The 1425-nt window shown below is 47.1% G+C and carries 2 protein-coding genes; one reads left to right on the top strand and one right to left on the bottom strand.

Going from position 1 to position 1425, the window contains the following annotated elements; genetic code table 11:
- Nucleotides 1-139 precede the first annotated feature (139 nt).
- Complete coding sequence (locus F6K52_RS36275) at nucleotides 140-1339, top strand: ISAs1 family transposase (RefSeq protein WP_293090060.1); 1200 nt, start codon at nucleotides 140-142, stop codon at nucleotides 1337-1339.
- Here F6K52_RS36275 and F6K52_RS37230 read toward each other — a convergent pair.
- Nucleotides 1312-1425 (bottom strand): WD40 repeat domain-containing protein (locus F6K52_RS37230; RefSeq protein ID WP_364421503.1); only part of this gene is annotated, 114 nt, incomplete at its 5' end. The two genes, F6K52_RS36275 and F6K52_RS37230, sit on opposite strands and share 28 nt — an antisense overlap.

Genomic DNA, 1425 nt, shown 5'->3' on the forward strand with positions numbered 1-1425 from the left:
TGTGATTTATTTTGAAGCGCTTCAAAGACAAGAGGGCCTCTCTCTCGTATATTGATTAGGGCAATCGGGTCTTAAAAACTTGCAAAATGTGGCGTCAGAGGAGAGTGTATCAAGACAGTCTTGAGGCTCAAAAACTCTGATGATTCAAAAGCCCAAACCCAATATTAACGACGCCTTTGCCCCAGCCCAACCGAAACTCAACCTCACGCCTATCGCTCCAGGACTTAACCTCATTGAGCATTTTAGAGAAGTGGAAGACCCGAGGATAGAGCGGAGCAAACGCCATTTACTCATTGATATCATCATTATCACCATTTTAGCGGTGATCTGTGGAGCCAATGGCTGGGTTGGAGTCGCCACATTTGGCCAAGCGAAATATGAGTGGTTGAACACCATTCTAGAGTTACCCAATGGTATTCCTAGCCATGATACCTTTGGCGATGTGTTTGCTCGCCTTAATCCTGAACAATTGCAGAAGTGTTTTCTGCGGTGGGTACGCTCCGTCAGTTGCCTGACACAAGGAGAGGTGATTGCGATTGATGGTAAGACGCTTCGTCGCTCTTACGATAGCGGCGATAATAAAGGAGCTATTCACATGGTTAGTGCCTGGGCCAACAACAATCGTCTGGTGTTAGGGCAACGCAAAGTGGATGAAAAGTCCAATGAAATTACAGCGATACCCGAATTGCTCAAAGTGCTCGCCATTGAAGGATGTATTATCACCATTGATGCCATGGGCACTCAAACGGCCATTGCCGAACAAATTATCACTCAGGGAGGAGACTACGTCTTGGCGCTCAAGGGAAATCAAGGAGATTTGTGTACCGATGTTCAACAGTTGTTTGCCTACGCTGAAGTGACGGGATTTAAGGGCATTGAATACGATTACTATGAACGAGTAGAGACCGGACATGGACGCATTGAAACTCGACGATATTGGAGTATGGGGTGTGTTGAAGGATTACTCAATGGTGAGAAGTGGGCGGGCTTGAAGAGCATTGTGATGGTTGAATCGGTCCGTCGAGAGAGTGGCAAGCCTACTCCCGAACCAGAGCGACGCTATTTTATTAGTTCGTTAGTGCCGAATGCCCTACGATTAGCCAGCGCGATTCGCACTCACTGGGGTATTGAAAATTCCCTTCATTGGGTCTTAGATGTAGCGTTTCGAGAAGATGAGTGTCGCATTCGAAAAGGGCATGGTGACGAAAACTTAGCGATGGTCAGGCATCTGGCGCTGAGCTTATTGAATCAAGAAAAAACCTCGAAAGTCGGCATTCAAAATAAGCGATTACAGGCAGGTTGGGACAATGACTATCTTCTCAAGGTTCTCGCTGGATAAGACCCGATTGCCCTAGTGGCGAGATACTGGCCATCGGGACTAAAACTCACGCTATAGACCCCATTCGTATGGCCCTTGAATTCTTG

The organism is Moorena sp. SIO3H5, from assembly GCF_010692395.1.
Lineage (GTDB): Bacteria > Cyanobacteriota > Cyanobacteriia > Cyanobacteriales > Coleofasciculaceae > Moorena.